This window comes from Halorubrum sp. 48-1-W (assembly GCF_003287355.1).
Taxonomy (GTDB): Archaea; Halobacteriota; Halobacteria; order Halobacteriales; family Haloferacaceae; genus Halorubrum.
Genome location: NZ_QMIM01000017.1, coordinates 65,187 through 82,763 on the forward strand (window position 1 = coordinate 65,187; position 17,577 = coordinate 82,763).

The following is a 17,577-nucleotide window of genomic DNA, read 5'->3' on the forward strand; positions in this document are numbered from 1 at the left end:
ACCGTCCCCTAGCGCGCGTCGTGGACGACCTCGCCGTCGACGACCGTCATCGCCACGTCGACGTCGCGGATCGCTTCCGGCTCCTCCCACGGCGACCTCTCGAGGACGACGAAGTCCGCGCGCTTGCCGGGCTCGACGGTCCCCAGCCGGTCCTCGTCGAAGCCGGCGTACGCGGCCCCGCTCGTGTACGCGCGGAGCGCCTCGGTCACGGAGAGCCGCTGTCCCTCGGCGGGCGCGTTGACGGCGTGGTGGACGCCGAGGAGCGGGTCCATCGGCATCCCGTCCGAGCCGAACGCGAGCCGGACCCCGGCGTCGAGCATCTCACGGTACCGGTTGGTCCCGGCGGTGCGCTCCCCGCCGAGACGCGCCTCGTAGAGCCCGTCCGGTCCCGCCCACTTCAGGAAGTTCGGCTGGACGCTCGCGACGACGCCCGTCTCCGCCAGCTGTTCGACGACGTCGTCGGCGGCGAGCTCGACGTGTTCGATCCGGTGGCGGTCCTCCCCTGGGTCGCCCACGGCCACCCCCTCGTAGGCGTCGAGCGTCGCCCGGATCGCCTCGTCGCCGATGGCGTGCGCCGTGAACTGGTAGCCGGCGGCCGTCGCCTCGCGGACCCAGTCGCGTAGCTCGTCGGGCTCGATCACCCACTGGCCGGTCTCGTCGGGGTCGTCGGCGTACGGCTCGGAGAGCCTGGCGGTCCGGCCGCCGAAGCTCCCGTCGGTGAAGGACTTGATCGCGCCGGTCTCGACGAACGCGGAGCCGGCGTTCGTCGTCAACCCCACCTCCCGGAGCGCGTCCAGGTGGTCGGTCCAGTAGTTGATCCGGACGCGCGCGGTCAGCTCGTCGGCAGCGTCGAGGTCGCGGTAGACCCGCGGGGCGTGTGAGTCCCGGACCATGTCGTGAAACCCCGTGATCCCGCGTTCGGCACACAGCTCGAGGCCCGCCTCGACGGCTGTCCGGGTTCCCGCTACCCCCGGCTCGACCGCCTCGTAGATCGGGTCGATCGCGCCCTCGAGGAGGACGCCGGTCGGCTCGCCCGCCTCGTCCGTCGGGACCGTTCGGTCGGGGACGGACTCGAGGACGTCGGCGAACCGGTCGAGCGTGACGCCGTCGACCGCGGCGACGTGCATGTCCTCGCGGAACGCGGCCACCGGCCGGTCGGTCGGGACGCGGTCGAGGTCGGCCCGCGTCAGGTACCGGTCCTCCTCCCACGTCGACTCGTCGTAGCCGTAGCCGAGCACCCACTCGGTCGCGGGGTCGCTCCCGGCCTCGTCGTCCCCCGCCCCGCCGTCGCCGACTTCGTCGTCCCCCGCCGCGGTCGTCCGCGTCGTTTCCGCCGCCTCCGCCGCCATCTCTCGCGCTCGCTCGCTCAACAACTCGACTGCGTCAGCCGGCGACTCGGCGTCCGAGAGGTCGGCGTGGACGAGCGAGCGCCCGACGGTCGTCAGGTGGGTGTGCGCGTCGATGAACCCCGGCAGGAGGACCCGCCCCGCGAGGTCGACGACGTCGGTGTCGGCGCCGGCGAAGAACTCGACGTCGTACGTCCGGCCGACTCGCACGACCTCGCCGTTTCGAACGGCGACCGCCTCGTGAGTCTCGTCGGGCTCGGCTAGCGTGTGGACCTCCCCGTTCAGGAAGACCCGGTCCGCAGCTTCGCTCATGAACGTCCTCCCGCGCGGGACGGATTAACCGTTTGGGGCGCTCCGGTCGGGTCCCGCCGATCGCGGGGACCGTCGCCGTCCGCCACGACCGATGTCCCGATCCGGGAACCGGGCACACCTTTTATTCGGGCGTCGGACGAACCCTCGCGTATGTACGATCGGATACTGTTCCCGACGGACGGCACGAAGGGCGTCGACCGTGCGACCGATCACGCCATCGACGCGGCCGACCGGTACGGCGCGACTCTCCACGTGCTCTACGTCGTCGACAGCGACATCGTCAACGCCTACTCCGGCGACGAGTTCGTGGACGGCTCCGAGGGCGCGGAGGAGACCTTAGAGGAGAACGGTCGCGAGGCGCTCGAGGCGGTCGCCGAGCGCGCCTCGAGCGCGGGCGTCGAGGTCGTGACCGACCTCGTGTACGGGAAGCCGGACGAGACGATCCTCCGGTACATCGACGATAAGGACATCGACCTCACCGTGATGGGCTCGAAGACGCGGCCGGGCGAGTACCGGCGCATGCTCGGCTCCGTCACGGAGCGCGTCTCCCGACGATCGCCCGCACCGGTCAGCATCGTGAAGACGACCGTTTCGAAGTGAGCGAGTTCTGGAAATTCGGCTGACTCAAGCCGGCTCGACTCGTTTTCGGGCCCAACGAGATCCGTTCCTATCGGATGGCGTCCTCTCCGCGTTGACGTCCTCCTCGCGTTGACGTCCTCCTCGCGTTGACGTCCTCCTCGCGTTGACGTCCTCCCCACGCTGAAGCACGAGGCTTTCGCCTCGGATTTTTCGTGACGATCGAGTTAGATTTTTGTGTCCGATCGGTAGGTTCGTTTTACAAATATTATCATCAACAAAACTACTATATGGGATATCGTGCTACGTCGTTTCATGAGTGGTGGCCCTACGGAGGAGGGGTTACGCGACGGGAGCGGTGAGTCGACCGGTGAACCCGGTGCGGTTATTGTGAGTGAGTTGTCATCAACGGTTCCGGAAGTCCGCTCGCATGTTGCCGACGACTGGGACGGGGAACGTGGACGGGAACGTATCATCAGTGAAGACGTTTCTCCGACGTCTGAGCTGTGGAATGTCGCCCGAGCACCCCAGCAACGACTTCCCGTTGAGTGTTGATACTGGTGAGCATGGCTGAGAACACTGAGACGACGCCTGAACCAGAGAACGCACCGCAAGACGAGACGACGGAGAAACTGGGCACGGTCGAAGAGTACCTGAAGTACCTTCGAGAGTCGAATCCGTACTACGAGTGGCTACAGCCCGAAATACTCACGGTCGAACGCGGATTCGTTCGGTTGCGACAGTCTGCTAGCGACCGGACGAGACCACCGGAAGTTGGACCAGCGGACGGAATTAACGGTGGGATCCTCATGACGCTCGCAGATGCGGCAGGCATGGCAGCGATCATTGCTGAAGCGCTTGAACCGGTGCCGCTCGCAACGACACGCGTCGACATGTCGTTCCACGACGGTGTCAACGAGGATCATGTCATCGAAGCGGAAGTAATTGATTTCGGCTCGACATTAGCGACCGCGCGTATCGAAGTACTCCCGAAAAGTGACGTGGAAGACGAAGACCCGCGGATCTTGGCCTCCGGGGAGGCAACGGCACGCCTGTTTTGAAACCTTCACCGACAAGGACGAACACGCACACGTTCGGACGGCCCACCTCGATACGCGCGTGAACCCCTACGACCGGTTCGACTTCGAGAGCGCGAAGCGGGTTCGACGACGCGAGTTCGACGGCACCCGATCGGTTAATTTCGCTCGTTCGATCGGTTGATACCACCGCCATACAAGTGTTATTCAGACAATGTTTATGTCGGTCCGAGCGCGACGATCGGATATGGTCCCTCGGGTCGACCCTCGACCGGGCGTCGCGTACCGGCGACCGGACGGCGATCCGGGGAAAGTCGTCCTCGAATCGGCCACGGATCCGGACCTCCCGGTCGAGGACCTCCCCCGGGAGGGATGGCTCGACGCCGTCCACACGGAGGACCGGGACCGTCTCCGCAAAGAACTCGCGAACGGCGACGTCGACGTGGCGTATCGGGTCGTTCACGACGGGTCCACGTCCGACGACGGGTCCACGTCCGACGACGACGGGTCCACGTCCGACGACGACGGGTCCACATCCGATGACGGGTCCACGTCCGACGACGGGGCGATATGGGTCCACGAACGCGGTCGGCGCGACACGGAGGGGGACGTGGTTGGGTACCTCTTCCCCGCGTACGAACGGATCGAGCGACAGCGACGACTCGAACGGGAGCGCGAGCGGCTCGAGGAGTTCGCGAGCGTGGTCTCACACGACCTCCGGAACCCGCTTTCCGTCGCGGTCGGCAACCTCGAGGTGGCCCGGGAGATCGAAGGCGACGCCGCGGTCGAGCGGATAGACCGCGCCCAAGACGCCTTAGCGCGGATGGACGCCCTCATCTCCGACGTGCTCTCTCTCGCCCGCGAGGGTCGATCGGTCGAATCGACCGCCGAGACCGACCTCCGGCTCGTCGTCGACCGCGCCTGGGCGACCGTCGGCCGAGCTGTGGACGCGACGCTCGTCGTCGACGGGGCGCTCCCGCGGATCGACTGTGACCGGAGTCGGCTCCGGCAGGCGCTCGAGAACCTGTTCCGAAACGCCGTGGAACACGGTTCCACGAGCAGCCGGACGGCGTCCGGCGACGCCGTCGAGCACGGCTCGTCGGACGGATCCGGGACCGCGATCGGCGCTGGCCGGGGAGAAACAGCGGTCGGCTGGATCGCCCGAAGGGCCTCCGAAGCGGAGGCGGACGACGGAGCAGCCTCCGCCGACGTCCGTGTCTTCGTCGGACCGCTCGACGACCGCGACGGCTTTTACGTCGCCGACGACGGCCCCGGGATCCCCGAGGCGGAACGCGAGACCGTCTTCGAACCCGGGTACACGACCGCGGAGGAGGGGACCGGCTTCGGGCTCGCGATCGTCGAGCGGATCGCCACGGCACACGGCTGGTCCGTCTCGGTGACGGAGGGCGAGGCCGGCGGCGCACGGTTCGAGTTCACCGACGTCGAGACGTTCGCCGACACCGAGCGTCGCCCGGCGGATTGATCCCGGGCGGAACCGTTCACACGAAGTCGCTCAACCCCGCCTGTCCGTCGTCGCCGTCGGCGTCGGCGTCGTCGTCGTCACCGTCGGCGTCGGCGTCCGTCGGACCCACTTCGTCGCCCGTGTGTCCGTCCGAAGCGTCGCCTCCGGACAGGTCGTCGCCTGCGGGGTCGGCCGTGTCGTCGTCCCGCGTCCCGCGCCCGCCGACGAACGCTCCGTCCGCGTTGTCCGCCATCCGTTCCTCGCGACGTTCCCGTGCGTCCTCGACGATCGACTCGACCTTGTTCGTCGACTCCCCGGAGCCGGTGACGAACGCCACGCCGGCCTCGTCGAGGTCGTAGGCGGCCGCCATCGCCACGGTGAGCTCGCGGGGCTTACAGTGGTGGGTGATCGCGGAGAGGAACGGCAACACCTCCCGGCGGGCCGTGGCGACGCTACAGCCGCTCGTCTCGGCGATCCGGCCGACCACCTCGTCGGCGGTCGAATCGGAGGATGGCCAGAACTGCGGACGGCCGTACCGGGTCCACCCTCCCTTGGTTCCGTCGCGGGCAGCGGCGACCCCGGCAGCCGCGTTGTCGGTCGCGTACCGCCAGTAGGTGTAGTTCTGACTGGCACGGACGCGGCCCAGCCACACGTCGGCGTTCGCGAGGAAGTCGTACGCGCGCGTCGCCTCCGCCGGGTCGTACACGGAGAGCATGTTGTCCTCTATCCACTTCGTGAGGTCGTCGGGCGTCTCGTCGACCGCGTACGCTGACCGGAGCGACTCCTCCGCGGACTCCTCTTTGAGCACCGCGTCGAGGAACGGGAAGATCCCCATCGCCTTGTCGCGGTCGGCGGTGACGACGTCCTCGACCGCGATCGACGAGCGCCCCTCGCAGGCTGCCTGGAGGTCGTTTATCGCGCCGCGGAGGTCGCCGCGGTTGCGCTCGGCGATCCGCTGGAGCGCGTCCGGCTCGAACTCGATCCCCTCCTTGCGACAGACGTCCCGCAGGACGGGGACGATGGAGCGCGCGGAGACGTCGCGGAACTCGATGTCCTGACACGCGTTCCGGAGCCCGCGGGAGATGTCGTAGAACTCGTTGGCGATGAGCACGATGGGCTGGCCCGACTCCTTGACCAGCTTCGTGATCGCGGAGGCCCCGCCGCGGTCGTAGTTGCCGTGGATGTTGTCCGCCTCGTCTAAGATTACGAGCTGTCTTGAGGCGGTGTCTCTGCCGGCCGCGCCGCCGCCGGCCGCGCTCCCGCCGAGGGTGGCGTTGCGCGCTGCCCGACCGGCGAACCGCTCTATCACGTCGGCGGTGCGCTGGTCCGAGGCGTTCAGTTCGACCGTCTCCCAGCCCATGTCGCTCGCCAGGGCGTGGGCCGCGCTCGTCTTCCCGACGCCGGGGCTCCCGTGGAGGATCACCGCCTCGCGGTGGTCGTCCCACGAGCGCGCCCAGTCCGCGAACGCGTCGCGGGCCTTGTCGTTGCCGCGGACCTCCGAGAGCGTGCTCGGGCGGTACCGCTCGGTCCAGTCGGCCATTACCGGAGGAAGGCGCGAGCGCCGTTTAGTGGTTGCGGAGCGCTACGCGTCCCTCAGCGTCCGGCCTCGTTCAGGGCCGCTTCCCGTGCCCGGTCACGCAGTTCGTCCACGGGTTCGTCGACGTCGGCGAACACCTCCCGCAGCGTGGCGAGGGGATCCGATCCGGTCGGAACCGGCTCGCTACCGTCGTCGCGGTCGGCGACGTGATCCCGGTCTCCGTCCGTCACCCTCCCTCCGCGACCGCGTCGGCGACGAGCGCCTCCGCGAGGACCGGGGCGACGCTGACGACGCTACAGCCGCGCTCGATCGTGTCGGTGCCGACGATCCGGTCGACGCCCGCGGCCCGTAGCTTCGTCACCGCGTTCTCGGCCAGCATGGGGTGGACGCAGGCGGCGACCACGCGGTCGGCCCCGCGCTCGACCAGCACGTCGACCGACTCGCTCATCGTCGACCCGGTGGCGACGATGTCGTCGACGACGACCACGTCGCGGCCGGCGACGGACGCGTCCGAGGGGGAGACCTCGACCTCGCCCGTCCCCCGGTCGCGGTGTTTCTCGAAGTGGTCCGTTTCGCCGGCGCCGTACGCGTCGCGGACGGTCTCGGCGATCCCGATCGCCCCCTCGTCGGGCGCGAGGAAGAGGGGGTCGCGGAGGTCGGCTGTGAGGGGCTCGGCGAGGACGCTCGCGGCGTCGACGGCCTCGACCGGGACGTCGTAGAAGTCGGCCACGGCCGGCTCGTGCGGGTTGACGAGCACGACGCGGTCGGTGCCGGTCGAGACTGCCCGCGCCATCGCCCGCGCGGAGACGGGCTGGCCGTCGCGGAACGACGCGTCCTGTCTGGCGTATCCCATGTACGGGATCACGGTCGTCACGTCCTCCGCGCCCGCCTCGCGGACGGCGTCCTGGAGCTGGAGCAGTTCGACCCACGCCTCGTCGGAGTCGGTCGTCGCGACCACCGTCGCCTGCCCGCCGTCGAAGCCCGGGACGGCGGCGAGACGCTCGCCGTCCGGGAAACGGTCGTACGTCGCGGTCGCGAGCCGCCGGCCCGTCCCCTCGGCGAGCGCGGCCGCGAGCAGTTGCGAACTCGACCCGGGTACGATCATGGGCGTCCGTTCCGCCGACACCGGTAAACCTGTTTCTGTACTCGGCCGGGCCATCGCGACGACGAGCGGGGCCGGAGGGAGACAGCGACACGCACGGAGATGGAGAGACAGCGACACGCACACGACCGCCAGGGGAGCGGATATTTACGCACGCGGCGGGAACGACGCCGTAATGACCGAAACCGGAGACCGAGTCGGTCTCGTCTGCCCGTCGTGTTCGCCGGGCGAGGAGACCGTCCACGAGGTGTTGCGACCCGGCGGCCAGGCCACCGTCCGGTGTACCGACTGCGACCACACGCACAAAACCGAGATCCCCGAGGTGGAGACCGTCGAGGTCACGATCGTCGTCTCACAGGACGGCGAGTCGTTCACGACCGAGATGGAGGTCCCCGCCGAGGGCGGCGTCGAGACCGGCGAGGAGTTCGTCGTCGACACCGAGGACGCGCTGATGCAGGTCCGGATCACCGGCATCGAACTCGGGCCCGAACACCGCGTCGAGGACGCCGCGATCACGAGCGTCGACACGCTGTGGACCCGGGCGGTCGACAACGTCGCCGTCGACGTCACGCTCCACCCGAAGGACGGCGACGCCGACCGAACCCGCTCTATCGACGTGAACGTCCCCGGTGACATGGAGTTCGTCGTCGGCGAGACCGTCGAGTTCGGCGACGAGGAGTTCACGATCGAGGGCCTTCACATCCGCGAGGACGCCCCCGAGTACCGTCACGAGAAGTTCGACCACCCCGGCGACATGGCGTACGCGAAGGACCTCAAGCGGGTGTACGGCCGCGACGAGAGCCTGACCGCCTGGTCGGCGTGGTGACCCTTCCGCCGGCGTGGTGACCCTTCCGCGACGAGGGCCACCCGTCTCCGGTCCCCGCAATCACTGCCCGTATACAGTAGTTATTAATCGTGTACATTCTAACGACAGGTATGGCCGAGATAGCCATCGAGTACGCCTCCGGGAACCGGCTCCGTTCGGAGGCCGAGACCGCCCGACGCCTGATGGACGCCTACCTCGGTGACCGTCCCGACGTCGACGACGTGACCCTCTCACCGTCCGCGGAGTCGGTGTTCTGTGTCAGCGTCGAGGGCGACCGGATCTGGTGTACCGATCCCCGCGAGTGGATCGACGCCATGGAGGCGGTGTCGGCCGTTCGCCGTCGACTCTCCGAGCGCCACTGAGCCGGTCCCGAAACACGCGCGCCCCGGTTGCGGGCCGTCACGCCGACGGGCCGGCCGCGTGTGAGTGAACGAACTCCCGGAGCAGCTTGCCGCCCAGCGCCGCTGTCTGGCCGTCGTCGCGGTCGTTCACCTCGACGACGTCGAAACCGTCGGCGTGGGGCGCGACCGCCCGCACGAGGTCGCGGACCTCGCGCGGGTGGAGCCCGAACGGCTCCACGGTTCCGGTTCCGGGCGCGAACCCCGGGTCGAGGCCGTCGATGTCGACCGAGAGGTACGTCGAGCCGTCGGCGAACCGGGTGGGATCGAGGGCGTCGAGCCACGCGCGGGCGTCCTCGGGCGCGACGATCTCCACGTCGCTCTCGGCGGCGCGGTCCCACTCCGCTGCGGAGCCCGTGCGCGCCCCGAAGACCACCGCGCGGTCGACGACGTCGAGCGCGTGGCGGGTGACGCAGGCGTGGTTCCAGGGGTTGCCGGCGTACTCCGCCCGGAGGTCGAGGTGGGCGTCGACGACGACGAGGGTCTCCGGCGTGACGGCCTCGACGCCGGCGTAGGTGACGGTGTGTTCCCCGCCGATCGCGAGCGGGACCGCGCCGTCGAGGACGACGCTCCGGAGCTCGGCTGCCAAGTGATCCAGGTACTCGCGCGTGTCGTCCCAGGGGTCGACGTCGCCCGCGTCGTGGACGCCGAGTGCGGAGAAGTGACTCCCGGTTCGATCGTCGTAGTCGTCGTAGGACGACGAGAAGCGCCGGACTCGGTCGGGGCCGAATCGGGTTCCGGGCTGGAACGTGGTCGTGGCGTCGAGGGGAGCGCCGACGACCACGTACGAGGCCGTGTCGCGGTCGGCGGTCGCTCCGGGGAACATGGCCCGACTACCCGACGACCTTGCGCTGGCCCTCGTACTCGAGGTACTCGATGGTGTCGTCCGAGGAGAAGTCCTCGCCCTCGGGGATCCGCATGGTGAACGTCTCGTAAGTGTCCAGGTCCATGACCTGGGCGTCGTCGCCGGAGACGGAGACGACCTGGCCCTGCTTGCGCTCGATGATCGGCACCCACACCTTCGCGTCGACCGGCTGTGAGAGCGAGCGCTTCTTCTCGTCGAAGACGCCCTTCCCCTCGACGCGGGCCTTGGCGCTGCCGTGTTTCCCGGGCTTCGCGGTGCTGTAGTGGTTGATCTTGCAGGGCGAGCTGTCCATCATGACGTAGCTCCCCTCCTGGAGTTCTCGAACCTGCTTCTGCTCTCGCGGCATACTCCGGCTTACCCCCGGCGCGGGTATAAACGGTTTGGAACGCCGCCGTTCCCCGCCGATCGGGGCGGGGAGCCGATGGTCGATCGCGAGCAGGCGCGGTCGATCGCGGACGGCCGTGAACGACCGCGGGCGACGGGACGGCGGAACGGTCAGGGGTGGAACTCGTCCTCGTACTCCTCCACGTCGTCCTCGTCCGGCGGGACGAGGTGGCCGGTGAGGAGGTAGCTGACGACGAACAGCACGATGAACCCCACGCCGACGGCGGCGGTCGTCCGTACCACGAACGGGAACTCGATCCAGACGAAGTAGCGGTCGGCGATCGCGATGGCGACGATGGCGACCAGGATGGCCTTCTGTTCGTCCGTCGGGTTCCGGACGAGCCCGACCACGTCCTCCTTGAGGTCGTCGGCGAGCCCCATCTCAACTCCCCCCGTTGACGACCGCGCTGTCGTCGCGTCCGTCCGTCTCCTCTGCGTCGTCCGCGTGCGCCTCGATGACCGCGCTCACGCGGTCGAGCCCCTCCTCGAGCACCTCTCGCCGGTGTCCGAAGCCGACCCGGAAGCGGTCCGGGAACCCGAACAGGTCGCCGGGCGCGAGCACGACGCCCGCCTCCTCGACGACGGTCCGACAGAACTCCCGGGCGTCCGAGAACCCCTCGGGGACCGTCGGGAAGGCGTTGACGGAGGCGGGGTCGTACCACTCCAGGCCGTGGCGGTCCACCCACGCCGCGATCCGCTCGCGGTTCCCGTCGGCCAGCTCGCGGTTCTCCTGAAGGATCCGGTCCTCGCGTCGGCCCAACGCCTGCTTCGCGACGTGCTGGCCGAAGATGCTCGGCGAGATGGTGGTGTAGTCTTTCCACCGCCAGGCGCGCTCGACGACCGGCTCCGGGCCAGCGATCCAGCCGAACCGAAGCCCGGAGAGCCCGTACGCCTTCGTGAGGCTCGTCGTCGAGACCCCGTGCGCGCCGAAGCTCGCGACCGGCTCCTGTGGGTCCGACGCCAACAGGCGGTACACCTCGTCACACAGCAGGTAGGCGTCGTGCTCGACGGCGACGTCGTATATCTCCCGGACCCGCCCCTCGTCGTGATAGCGTCCGGTGGGGTTGTTCGGGTTGTTCACGACGACGACCGCGGTGTCGTCGCGGACCGCGTCCGCGACCGCGTCGGGGTCCAGCCGCCACTCCGGTGGGGAGAGTTCGACGCGGGTGACCTCGCCGAACGCCTCGGGGACCGCGTGGAGCGCCTGGTAGGTCGGGGTGACGACGACGGCGTGCGAGCCGGAGCCGATCCCCTCGTCGCCGACCGGGTCGGCCGAGGCCACGAGCGCGAGGAACGTCAGGAAGTTCGCCTCCTGGGTGCCACAGGTGAAAACCACCTCGCTCGCGCTCCGGCCGTACCGGTCGCCCACCCTCGCTCGGAACTCCGGGTCGCCGTTCGTCGGGATCACGTACCCCACCGCACCGGGATCGAGGTCGAACCGGTCCGCCTCGAGCGACCGGATCCCGCTCTCGGCGAGCATGACGTCCGCCTCGTGTTCGTACTCCGCGAACCAGCGTTCGAGCCCGAACGGGTCGATGTCCATGCGAACGAGTCCGCACGGCGCGAGGTTAGGTGCTACGGTCGGGTGAGCGCGTCCGACCGGTGGCGACCCCCGTGAGACGACCGCCGGACGGCCGGCAAGGTGGGAGCGATACGAGACGGGAACGATACGAGATGGCATCGACACAGGATGGGAGCGATTTATGTCGTGTGGCACGTTGACCCGATAGACCGATCGCGCCGACGCTGTCGTGCGTCGGGGCCACCACTCACCACGATGCAACAGTACCTCGACCTCGTCGACGACGCGCTCTCGACGGGCACGTACAAGCCGAACCGGACCGGCGTGGACACCATCGCGACGTTCAGCGCCGGGTACACCGTCGACCTCGCGGAGGGGTTCCCCCTCCTCACCACCAAGCGGATGGACGGCTACCGCTGGAACTCGCTCATCCACGAGGTGCTCTGGTACCTCTCGGGCGAGGAGCACGTCCGGAACCTCCGCGAGGAGACGAAGATCTGGGACGCGTGGGCCGACGAGGACGGCCTCCTCGACACCGCCTACGGCCGGTTCTGGCGGCGCTATCCGGTCCCGGACGACGGGGACGGGCTACCCGGCGAGACGTGGCCCGACGACGCGCACCGCTGGCTGACCGTCGAGGAAGCTGCGGACGGGACGGAGCGCAGAACCTTCGACCAGATCGCCTACGTGCTCGACACGCTCGAGGAGAACCCCCACTCCCGTCGGATGGTCGTGAACGCGTGGCACCCCGCCAACGCCGCGACCTCGACGCTGCCGCCGTGTCACTACACCTTCGTCGTCAACGTCCAGGGCGGGAAGCTCAACCTCCACCTCACCCAGCGCTCGGGCGACATCGCGCTCGGCGTCCCGTTCAACGTCGCGGCGTACGCGTTGCTCGCGAACGCGCTCGCGGGGCGGGCGGGGTTCGAGGTGGGCGAGTTCGGCCACACGATCGTCGACGCCCACGTCTACTGCGGACAGGGGGAACGCGGCGAGTGGTACGGCGAGAACCTTCCCGCGCTCCAGGCCCGGCTGGCCGACGTCGACACGAAGGCCGACTACCGCGACGTCGGGGGCTGGCTGGAGGGAGCCGCCCCGGCGGAGGCCGACGGCGAGGAGGGGTACGACCACGTCCCGGGCCTCCTCGAACAGCTCGCGCGCGAGCCGCGTGAGCGCCCGCGGATCGAGATAGCCGACGTCCCGCTCGACGAGTTGACCTACGACGACGTCGAAGTCGTCGACTACGACTGCGCCGAGGGGATCTCGTTCGCGGTCGCGGAGTGATGACGGGGACCGGAGCCGACGCGGACGACGTTGCCGACGCGGACGACGTTGCCGACGCGGACGACGTTGCCGACGCGGACGACCGCGACGTCGACCCCGACGACGTGTCCTTCGTCCTCGTCGCGGCCGTCGCCGAGAACGGCGTCATCGGCGCGGACGGCGGGATGCCCTGGCACTACCCGGCGGACCTCGCACATTTCAAGCGGTTGACGACGGGCCACCCCGTGGTCCTCGGACGGGTCACCTACGAGAGCATCGTCGACCGGCTCGGCGGGTCGCTCCCGGACCGAACGAGCGTCGTGTTGACGACCCGCGACCCGTCGGACCTCCGGGGGACCGACGAGGGGGGCGAGCGCGTCGTCGTCGCGAACGGGGTCGCGGAGGCGACGGAGCGCGCGCGTGACCTCGCGATCGACCGCGGCGTCGACGAAGTCTACGTCGTCGGGGGTGCGACCGTCTACGGGGCGTTCCTCCCGGTCGCCGACCGCATGGTCCTGACGGAGGTCCCCGAGTCCCCCGACGGCGACACCCGCTTCCCGGAGTGGGACCCCGACGAGTGGGCCGAGGTCGACCGGGAGACCGAGGGCGACCTCGCGTTCGTCACCTACGAGCGGGCGCGGGAGTGACCCACCGTCGCGTCGTGGAACGTTTATGCTCCCACCGACACGATGGCGGATAGATGTACGTTGCGTTGATCACGGTCGGCGACGAGCTGCTCTCCGGCGACACGGTGAACACGAACGCCAACTGGCTCGCGGGGCGGTTGGCCGACCGCGGTGTCACGGTCGCGCGGATCCTCTCCGTGCCCGACGACCGCGACACGATCGCCGGGCGGGTCGCGGCCTACGCGGACGCCTTCGATCGGGTGATCGTCACCGGCGGGATCGGCGGCACGCCCGACGACGTGACGATGGAGGCGGTCGCGGACGCGTTCGGGCACGACCTCGACGTCTCCGAACTCGCACGCGCCGACGTCGAGGAGCGACTGGCCGAGATCGCGACGCGGATCCCGGACCGCGACCTGAACGTGGACGTCGACGCGGAGGCCGCGCTCCCGGAGGGGAGCCGCCCGCTGTTGAACGGGGCCGGGCTCGCGCCCGGCTGCGTGCTCGAGAACGTCTACGTCTTCCCGGGGATCCCCGAGGAGCTGAAGGCGATGTTCGAGTCCGTCGCCGACGAGTTCGCCGGCGAGCGCCGGTCGCGGTTCCTCTACACGGTCGAGCCGGAGGCGAACATCGTCCCCGCACTCGAGGAGGCGATGGAGCGCTTCGATGTCACGATCGGGTGTTATCCCGACCGCGAGGCGGGTCACAACCGGCTGAAGCTCGTCGGCACCGACGAGTCGGCGCTCGATGCCGGAGCCGAGTGGCTCCTCGCGAACGTCAACGCGAGCGGGACGCCCGTCTCGCGCGAGTGGGGGAAACCCGGGGACGAAGGCCATGACGACCGGGGACGAAGGCCATGACGACTGAGGCCGTCCCGACCGTGACGACGAAACCGCGCCCGGAGTCAGCTTCGTAGCGCCTCGACGGGTCGTTCGTTGGCGGCCTTCCAGGCGGGGTACGCGCCGCTCACCACCCCCACGCCGACGCCGAACCCGAGCGCCAGAAGCAGGTAGTACCCGTTCGTCGGGTCGAGGACGATGGCGGTGTCGACGGCGGGCGTCGAGGCGACGAGGGCGGCGACGACGACGACGGTCGACGCCGTCCCGAGAACCGCACCGAGCGCGCCGATCAGCCCCGCCTCCGCGAGCAGGACGCGCAACACGTCCCGCCGCGTCACGCCGACCGCGCGCATCACGCCGATCTCCTGGCGCCGTTCGACGGTGCTCATGAGCATCACGTTGAGGATCGAGACGCCGGCGACGACGAGCGATATCCCGCCGAGCCCGAGCAGGAAAGTCCCGAGGAGCTCGAAGAACTCGTTGATCTCGTCGACGACGGCCGCCAGCTCGAAGACGTCCACCCGCTGTTCGCGGGCGTTCACCGACTCGCGGATCGCGTCGGCGGCCGTGCGCGCCTCGGTCCCCGACTCCGAAACCACGAGGACCTGCGAATAGCCGTCGGCTGAGAACGCCGACTCGGGGAGGAAGACGGCGTCGTCGGGCGCGACCGGACTGAACGTCTGGCTTTCGGCCAGCACGGCGACCACGCGTGTCCGTCCGCCCGCGACCTCCAGCCGGTCGCCGACGCTCACGTCGAGGTCCTCGGCGACGCCCGCGCCGACGATCGCGCCGTCGCGGTGACGCTCCGGAAGCGATCCCTCCGCGGCCGTGAACGCTGCCCCGGGACGCTCGACCCCGTAGACCGTCGCGAACTGCTGGTCGCTCGCGCTGGCGACGATCGCGCCGTCGGTGTAGAGCGGGACGACCGCCGGCTCGCCGACCGCGCGCCGGATCGCGGCGACGTCGGCCTCCGAGAGCGACTCCACGCCCGCGTCGGCGTTCGGCGACAGGACGACCTGCGTGCCGATGTCGCCGATCGCGTCGTCCGCTCCGAGCGCGAGGACGTTCCCGAAGATCCCGAGCGTCGCGACGGCGAACACGCCGATCGCGACGCCTAGGACCGCCAGAAGCGTTCGAACCCGGTTCCGCCGGAGGTTCCGGGCGGCCATCGCCACCGACGGCCGCCACGCCCGGAGGTTCATCGGTCTTCGCCCTCCTCCGCCACGTCGGCGTCCGCTCCGGAGTCGCCGTCGCGAGAGCCGCCGAACAGGTCCCGAAGCGGTTCCTCACTGCCGGACGCGTTCCCGTCGCCGTCGACGTCATCCGACACCGTTCCGTCGCCCACAGCGTCCTCGGACACGTTCCTCGCACTACTGCCGACGAGGACGCCGTCGGTGAGTTCGACGACGCGGTCCGCGAACTCCTCGACCAGGGGGTCGTGGGTGACGGCGACCACGGCGACACCCTCGCGTTTGACCCGCTCGAACTCCGCGAGGATCGACTCGCCAGTCTCCGTGTCGAGGTTCCCGGTCGGCTCGTCGGCGAGCAACACGGCCGGCTCGTTGATGAGCGAGCGGGCGATCGCGACCCGCTGTTTCTGCCCGCCGGACAGCTCCGCCGGCTCGTGGTCGAGCCGGTCGCCGAGGCCGAACCGTCCGAGCAGGTCCACGGCCCGGTCGCCGGCGTCACCCGGATCGAATGCGGTCGGGAGGGTGACGTTCTCGACGGCAGTGAGCGTCGGAAGCAGGTGGAAGTCCTGAAAGACGAACCCGATCGAGTCCTTCCTCGCCGTGGTGCGCTCGGCGACGGAGAGGCTCGTCACGTCCGTCCCCGAGAGGAGTCGTCGTCCGGCGGTCGGGTCGTCGAGGAGCCCCAGCACGTTGAGGAGCGTCGACTTCCCCGAGCCGCTCGGCCCGACGACGGCGACGAACTCCCCGGGTTCGACCGCGAAGTCGACGTCGTCGAGCGCGACGACCGGCTCCGCGCCCCCGCCGGGGTACTGCTTCCTGACGCCGCGGAGTTCGACGCTATACATCGCGACGATACCGGAGGGCCCCGCCGACGGCAACGAGCCCGAGAACGACGACCGCGACTCCTCCGACGAGGGGCCGATCCCAGCCGATGCCGTCGAGCGTGCTCACGATCCCGGCGCCCGAGTCGTCCTCGCTCCCGTCCGTCCGTCTCGGCACCTCGAGCTCGACGACCTCGGCGTACCGAATGCCGCGATCGGTGTACGCGATCCGGACGGGGACCGTCTCGGCGGTCGTCGCGTTCGCGGTCGCCCGTATCTCGACCGGGACGAAGTCGTCGGCAGCGATGCTACCGACGAAGTAGCCCTCGCCGGCCGGGGTGGCCTCGACGCCGGGCGCGTCGAGGACGGAGACGACCACCCCGGAGAGCTCGGCGGCTCCCGCGTTCCCCACGTTCGCGTCGACGGTTACCGCGCCGTTCGCGGTTCGCGTCACGTTCGCGCCGGTGAGGGTGGGGCGGCCTTCGCGAGGCGGGTACGAGAGTTCGGCCGTGGCGGTGCGTGAGGCCCCGTTTCCGTCGGGCGGGCCGACGGTCGACCGGAACCGCGCGGTGAACGTCACCGCGGAACGTCGGTCGATCGAACCGAGATCGACGACGACCCGGCGTTCCTCGCCGGGCGCGACGTCCTCGACGACGAACGGTCCCGCCTCGACGGAACCCGACGCCGAGGCGTCGCCCGCGGCGGTCAGGGTTACCCGGTCGGCGGCAACGGTCCCGGTGTTCACGATGGTCACGGCCACCGGCGCGTCCATCGCGGTGACCGGCTCCGAAGCGTCCTCGACATCGAGGTCGCCACCGCCGCCGCCGAGCAGCCCGTCTATTCCGTTCACGCCGTCGACCTGGACGTTGCCGTCGTCGTCGTCCGTCTCCAGGTCCGCCGGCGAGAGCGCTCGGACCCGGAGGTCGACGACGCTCGCCATCGGTTCGACGTCGACGACAACGTCACGTTCGACCCGGACTACGGGCGGGTCGGCGTCGTCGGCGTCGTCGGACTCGTCGGCGTCGTCGGCGTCGTCGGGGACGGGTTCCGTCGCGACGACCTCCACGGTGAGTCGGTGCTCGCCGGGCTCCTGGAATCGGGTCCACAGCGCCGTCTCGAGGTCGTCACCGGGCGACAACGCCCCGGGTGCGGTCGACGCGTCCAACACCGCACCGTCGGCGTCGAGGAGCCGTATTTCGGTGACGTTCGCGGCATCCGGGCTTCCGCCGGAGTTCGAGACGGTGACGTTCAGCCTCGTCCGCTCGACGACGACGGGGTCGTTCGGCGTCACGTCGACGGTGTCGACGGTGATCCGGGCGTCCGGGACGGCCGCGCTTCCGCTGACGGCTACGAGTCCGGCGACGAGACAGACGGCGAGGAGGGCTATCGTGTGGCTGGATCGCACTGGAACGAAAGGTACGGACTCACCGAACATATACCCGTCGCGGGAGATCCACGTACCGGTTAAGGA

At 69.7% G+C, this 17,577-nt stretch carries 19 protein-coding genes; 8 read left to right on the plus strand and 11 right to left on the minus strand.

Translation table 11 applies throughout. The features are described 5' to 3' along the window. Positions 1–8: 8 nt before the first annotated feature. On the minus strand, positions 9–1,658 hold the full coding sequence (locus tag DQW50_RS09040) for an amidohydrolase (RefSeq protein ID WP_112078955.1): 1,650 nt from the start codon (positions 1,656–1,658) through the stop codon (positions 9–11). A gap of 150 nt (positions 1,659–1,808) precedes the next feature. Here DQW50_RS09040 and DQW50_RS09045 point away from each other — a divergent pair, with 150 nt between their 5' ends. From DQW50_RS09045 to DQW50_RS09055, 3 genes are all read left to right on the plus strand, one after another. Continuing rightward, entirely contained in the window at positions 1,809–2,258 is a 450-nt protein-coding gene (locus DQW50_RS09045; protein WP_112078956.1) for a universal stress protein, read from the plus strand. A gap of 542 nt (positions 2,259–2,800) precedes the next feature. Then, positions 2,801–3,295 (plus strand): PaaI family thioesterase, encoded by a 495-nt coding sequence (locus DQW50_RS09050; RefSeq protein ID WP_112078957.1) that lies wholly within the window; start codon positions 2,801–2,803, stop codon positions 3,293–3,295. 223 nt (positions 3,296–3,518) lie between these two features. After that, positions 3,519–4,754 (plus strand): HAMP domain-containing sensor histidine kinase, encoded by a 1,236-nt coding sequence (locus tag DQW50_RS09055; RefSeq protein WP_112078958.1) that lies wholly within the window; start codon positions 3,519–3,521, stop codon positions 4,752–4,754. Between the two features lie 16 nt (positions 4,755–4,770). Here the strand turns inward: DQW50_RS09055 and DQW50_RS09060 are convergent, their stop codons facing one another. The 3 genes from DQW50_RS09060 to prs are packed head-to-tail and all read right to left on the minus strand — an operon-like array spanning position 4,771 to position 7,375. Beyond that, positions 4,771–6,273, minus strand: a complete 1,503-nt coding sequence (locus DQW50_RS09060; protein WP_112078959.1) for a replication factor C large subunit — start codon at positions 6,271–6,273, stop codon at positions 4,771–4,773. 53 nt (positions 6,274–6,326) lie between these two features. Further along, positions 6,327–6,500: an AbrB/MazE/SpoVT family DNA-binding domain-containing protein gene (locus tag DQW50_RS09065; protein ID WP_112078960.1), complete on the minus strand. Its 174-nt coding sequence runs from the start codon at positions 6,498–6,500 to the stop codon at positions 6,327–6,329. After that, entirely contained in the window at positions 6,497–7,375 is an 879-nt protein-coding gene (prs, locus tag DQW50_RS09070; RefSeq protein ID WP_112078961.1) for a ribose-phosphate diphosphokinase, read from the minus strand. Before prs ends, DQW50_RS09065 begins: the two co-directional genes overlap by 4 nt. A gap of 172 nt (positions 7,376–7,547) precedes the next feature. Between prs and DQW50_RS09075 the strand changes: the two genes are divergently transcribed. Together DQW50_RS09075 and DQW50_RS09080 are read left to right on the plus strand one after the other, a co-directional pair. Continuing rightward, a complete protein-coding gene (locus DQW50_RS09075; protein WP_112078962.1) occupies positions 7,548–8,198 on the plus strand; it encodes an HVO_0476 family zinc finger protein in 651 nt (216 codons plus the stop codon). Positions 8,199–8,308: 110 nt separating this feature from the next. Next, entirely contained in the window at positions 8,309–8,560 is a 252-nt protein-coding gene (locus DQW50_RS09080) for a hypothetical protein (RefSeq protein WP_112078963.1), read from the plus strand. 37 nt (positions 8,561–8,597) lie between these two features. On the opposite strand, the gene speB is transcribed toward DQW50_RS09080, so the two are convergent. From speB to DQW50_RS09100, 4 genes are all read right to left on the minus strand, one after another. Then, positions 8,598–9,422 carry an agmatinase gene (gene speB, locus DQW50_RS09085; RefSeq protein WP_112078964.1) on the minus strand — a complete coding sequence of 275 codons (825 nt, stop codon included), beginning with the start codon at positions 9,420–9,422 and terminating at the stop codon, positions 8,598–8,600. 7 nt (positions 9,423–9,429) lie between these two features. Continuing rightward, positions 9,430–9,807, minus strand: coding sequence for a translation initiation factor IF-5A (locus DQW50_RS09090; RefSeq protein ID WP_094532605.1), 378 nt, complete (start codon positions 9,805–9,807; stop codon positions 9,430–9,432). Between the two features lie 149 nt (positions 9,808–9,956). Then, positions 9,957–10,226, minus strand: coding sequence for a hypothetical protein (locus tag DQW50_RS09095; RefSeq protein ID WP_112078965.1), 270 nt, complete (start codon positions 10,224–10,226; stop codon positions 9,957–9,959). A 1-nt stretch (position 10,227) separates the two neighbouring features. After that, positions 10,228–11,388, minus strand: a complete 1,161-nt coding sequence (locus DQW50_RS09100; protein WP_112078966.1) for an aminotransferase class I/II-fold pyridoxal phosphate-dependent enzyme — start codon at positions 11,386–11,388, stop codon at positions 10,228–10,230. Positions 11,389–11,622: 234 nt separating this feature from the next. Between DQW50_RS09100 and thyA the strand changes: the two genes are divergently transcribed. Genes thyA through DQW50_RS09115 form a run of 3 tightly spaced genes read left to right on the plus strand, consistent with a single transcriptional unit; the run spans position 11,623 to position 14,116 of the window. Beyond that, entirely contained in the window at positions 11,623–12,651 is a 1,029-nt protein-coding gene (gene thyA / locus DQW50_RS09105; protein WP_112078967.1) for a thymidylate synthase, read from the plus strand. Then, positions 12,651–13,277: a dihydrofolate reductase gene (locus DQW50_RS09110; RefSeq protein ID WP_112078968.1), complete on the plus strand. Its 627-nt coding sequence runs from the start codon at positions 12,651–12,653 to the stop codon at positions 13,275–13,277. Before thyA ends, DQW50_RS09110 begins: the two co-directional genes overlap by 1 nt. Positions 13,278–13,330: 53 nt before the next feature. Next, the gene (locus DQW50_RS09115) at positions 13,331–14,116 is read left to right on the plus strand and encodes a molybdopterin-binding protein (RefSeq protein WP_112078969.1); all 786 of its coding nucleotides are present in this window, start codon (positions 13,331–13,333) and stop codon (positions 14,114–14,116) included. Positions 14,117–14,160: 44 nt separating this feature from the next. Here DQW50_RS09115 and DQW50_RS09120 read toward each other — a convergent pair whose 3' ends face one another. From DQW50_RS09120 to DQW50_RS09130, 3 genes are read right to left on the minus strand one after another with little or no spacing between them, the layout of a single operon-like run. Beyond that, on the minus strand, positions 14,161–15,297 hold the full coding sequence (locus DQW50_RS09120) for an ABC transporter permease (RefSeq protein WP_112078970.1): 1,137 nt from the start codon (positions 15,295–15,297) through the stop codon (positions 14,161–14,163). Then, positions 15,294–16,130, minus strand: a complete 837-nt coding sequence (locus DQW50_RS09125) for an ABC transporter ATP-binding protein (RefSeq protein WP_241964383.1) — start codon at positions 16,128–16,130, stop codon at positions 15,294–15,296. The genes DQW50_RS09120 and DQW50_RS09125 overlap by 4 nt, the downstream gene beginning before the upstream one ends. Continuing rightward, entirely contained in the window at positions 16,123–17,511 is a 1,389-nt protein-coding gene (locus DQW50_RS09130) for a hypothetical protein (RefSeq protein ID WP_241964384.1), read from the minus strand. The genes DQW50_RS09125 and DQW50_RS09130 overlap by 8 nt, the downstream gene beginning before the upstream one ends. Positions 17,512–17,577 lie beyond the last annotated feature (66 nt).